Below are 2,925 nucleotides of genomic sequence, written 5' to 3' on the forward strand. Positions count from 1 at the left end.
AGGCGCTCGTCGCGGCGAAGGCCGGGGCGAGCTTCATTTCGCCGTTCGTCGGACGCCTCGACGATGTCGGAGTCAGCGGCATGGACCTGATCGCGGACATTCGCATGATCTACGACAATTATGATTTCCCGACCGAAATCCTCGTCGCCAGCGTGCGCCACCCGATGCACATCGTCGAGGCGGCCAAGATCGGTGCCGACGTTGTCACCGCACCGACCAAGGTCATCATGCAATTGTTCAACCACCCGCAGACCGACCTCGGCATCGCGGCGTTCCTGAAGGACTGGCAAGCAACCGGGCAGGCGATCGGCTAAGCGCTTTTCACCAAGCTACTGGAAATTAACCAGGCCAGGCGTAAGCTGCGCGGGTGGCAACGGTGATTTCCTTCGAAGAACGGGCGGTGGCGAAGCTTCGCCAGCGGCTCGGCGCGGTCGAGGAAGCGAACCAGGATCTGATCGCCTTCGCCCGCGGCCATTCGGGCGCGGTCACGTCGATCCACGAAGCCGTGCTGGCGGCAATCGACGCCGATAGCTTCGAGGCGTTGATCCACGTCGTCACGCAGGAGTGGCCACTGATCCTCGGCCTCGATGCCGTGTCGGTCGCGCTGATCGTCGGCGACAAGGGCTTCCGCGCCGACGTCAACGGGGTGCAGGCGGTCGCGTCGCAGTGGATCGAACGGACGATGAGCGAGGTCGACGGCGTCACCTTGCGCAATGTCGGGCGCGGCCATCCGCTGTTCGGCCCGGCGTCCAGCCTGATCCGCTCCGAAGCGTTGATCCGGCTCGATGCCGACGCCCCCTTGCCGAGCGGCCTGCTGGTTCTCGGGCAGCGCAGTTCGCAAAATCTCGACACGCATCATGGTTCGGAACTGCTGCTGTTCCTCGGGCGCAGCATCACGTCTATGATGCGGCGGTGGTTGACCAGCTAGACCCCGAACCGAACCCGGCGCAGGCGCTCGCGGTGCGCTGGGCCAGCCACCTCGCCCACGACCGCCGCCGCTCCGTCCACACCGTCCGCGCCTATGTCGCCACCGCGCATCGCTTCATCGCGTTCCTCAGCCGCCATCGCGGTGAGCAGCTCGGCCGCTTCGCTTTGCTCTCCCTTTCGGCGGCCGACCTGCGTGCGTTTCTGGGCGATCGGCGGATGAGCGGGCTCGGCGCGGCGTCGGCGGCGCGCGAAATGTCGGCAGTGCGCGGGTTCCTCGCTTATGCCGCGCAGGAAGCGGGCAACACCCCGCAACTGCCCCGCACCCGCGCCCCGCGCCGCCCGCGCACATTGCCTCGTCCGGCCAGCCCCGACGATGCGCTCGCGCTGGCCCGCGACGCCGGCGATGCGAGCGCGGTCGAGTGGGTCGGACAGCGCGATCTGGCGATTCTGCTGCTGCTCTATGGGTCGGGTCTGCGCGTGTCGGAGGCGCTGTCGCTGACGGCGAGTGTATTGCCGCTCGGTGCGGCCCTGCGCGTGACCGGCAAGCGCGCCAAGACCCGCGTCGTGCCGATCCTGCCGATGGTCAGGGAAGCGATCGAGGCTTATGCCAAGGCCTGCCCATGGCCGCTCTTGAGCACCGGGCCGCTTTTCTTCGGGGAGCGGGGCGGACCGCTCAATCCCGATCTCGTGAGACGCGCCGTGCGCGGTGCCCGCCACCGCCTCGGCCTGCCAGACAGCGTCACGCCGCACGCGCTTCGCCACAGCTTCGCGACGCATCTGCTTGCGCGCGGCGCCGATCTTCGCTCGCTCCAGGAATTGCTCGGCCATGCCAGCCTGTCGTCGACGCAAATCTACACCGCCGTCGACGCGGCCCACCTGCTCGACACCTACCGCCACGCGCATCCGCGGGCTTGATTGCGGTTTGGGGAAGTTGCCGCCACGACGAGAGACCAGTGGGAATGCACTCGTCGCGACGGCCCAACCTCAAATGGGCAGAAAGCATTACTCGTCTCTTAAATAACCATATTGGCGGTTTTTAAAGGTCCGGCATCAAGTTGAATTCCTCCGCAGAATATATCCACAATGGATCAGTCGAACGATGCCACGACCTTCCGGCCCCGCCACAACCGGACTGCGTACAGCGCTAATATCGCAACGATCACGCCGTTCGCCACCGGCCCGATCACCCGGTCGATGTCATGATAACGCGCGCCCATCAGATAGCCCGCGCCGGCCAGCAATGCCGTCCACAGCGCGGTGCCGACGCTCGACGCGATCGTGAAGGTCAGGAACCGCATCTTCAGCAGCCCGGCCGGCACCGACACGATCGAACGCACGGTCGGCAGCAGCCGCCCGACCCCGACGATCAGCCACCCCCGCGTCCCGAACCAGCGCTCGGCACGGACGATTTCGTCCCATTCGATCGTCAGCCACCGGCCCCAGCGCAGGATGAACGGCTTCAGCCGGATGATGCCGAGCGCGCGGGCAGCGAGATACCAGACGATATTGCCGAGCATCGCCCCGGCCGTGCCGCTGGCGATGACCCAGCCCAGTGACAGCTTGCCTTTCGCCGCCGCCACCCCCGCGACCGGCATGATCACTTCCGACGGGATCGGCGGAAATAAGGTCTCGAGGAACATCAGGAAGGCGACGCCCAGATAGCCGGCCTGCTCGATCAGGCGGATGACCCAGTCGGACATCATTTACGCGCCTTTACGCTGGGCCAGGCGAACGTCGATCGCGTCCCAAATCATGGCAGCGGTGTCGGTGCCGTTGAATCGGTCGATCGCGACGATGCCCGTCGGCGAAGTGACATTGATTTCGGTCAGCCATTCGCCGCCGATCACGTCGATGCCGACGAAGATCAGCCCACGCCGCTTGAGCTCCGGCCCCATTGCCTCGCAGATTTCCTGCTCGCGAGAGGTCAGCTCGGCCTTCGCCGCCGTGCCGCCGACCGCCAGGTTCGAGCGGATTTCGCCTTCACCGGGAATGCGGTTG

The 2,925-nt window shown here is 66.1% G+C and carries 4 protein-coding genes and 1 pseudogene; 3 read left to right on the top strand and 2 right to left on the bottom strand.

Going from position 1 to position 2,925, the window contains the following annotated elements; translation table 11 throughout:
- The 3 genes from RMN84_RS07570 to RMN84_RS07580 all read left to right on the top strand — a co-directional run.
- On the top strand, window positions 1–314 hold a 314-nt coding region (locus tag RMN84_RS07570), incomplete at its 5' end, for a transaldolase family protein (protein WP_309611569.1).
- A gap of 62 nt (window positions 315–376) precedes the next feature.
- Window positions 377–928, top strand: a complete 552-nt coding sequence (locus RMN84_RS07575; RefSeq protein ID WP_309611570.1) for a DUF484 family protein — start codon at window positions 377–379, stop codon at window positions 926–928.
- Window positions 913–1,842 carry a tyrosine recombinase XerC gene (locus RMN84_RS07580; protein WP_309611571.1) on the top strand — a complete coding sequence of 310 codons (930 nt, stop codon included), beginning with the start codon at window positions 913–915 and terminating at the stop codon, window positions 1,840–1,842. The genes RMN84_RS07575 and RMN84_RS07580 overlap by 16 nt, the downstream gene beginning before the upstream one ends.
- 173 nt (window positions 1,843–2,015) lie before the next feature.
- Here the strand turns inward: RMN84_RS07580 and RMN84_RS07585 are convergent, their stop codons facing one another.
- Together RMN84_RS07585 and RMN84_RS07590 are read right to left on the bottom strand one after the other, a co-directional pair.
- Entirely contained in the window at window positions 2,016–2,630 is a 615-nt protein-coding gene (locus tag RMN84_RS07585; protein WP_309611572.1) for a DedA family protein, read from the bottom strand.
- Window positions 2,631–2,925: pseudogene (locus RMN84_RS07590) on the bottom strand (glutathione synthase); the annotation flags it as partial.

Source organism: Sphingomonas sp. (assembly GCF_031380695.1).
Lineage (GTDB): Bacteria > Pseudomonadota > Alphaproteobacteria > Sphingomonadales > Sphingomonadaceae > Sphingomicrobium.

Excerpts from the sequence above, each read along its gene's own strand:
- RMN84_RS07585 (WP_309611572.1), bottom strand. The coding sequence starts at position 2,630 with ATGATGTCCGACTGGGTCATCCGCCTGATCGAGCAGGCCGGCTATCTG.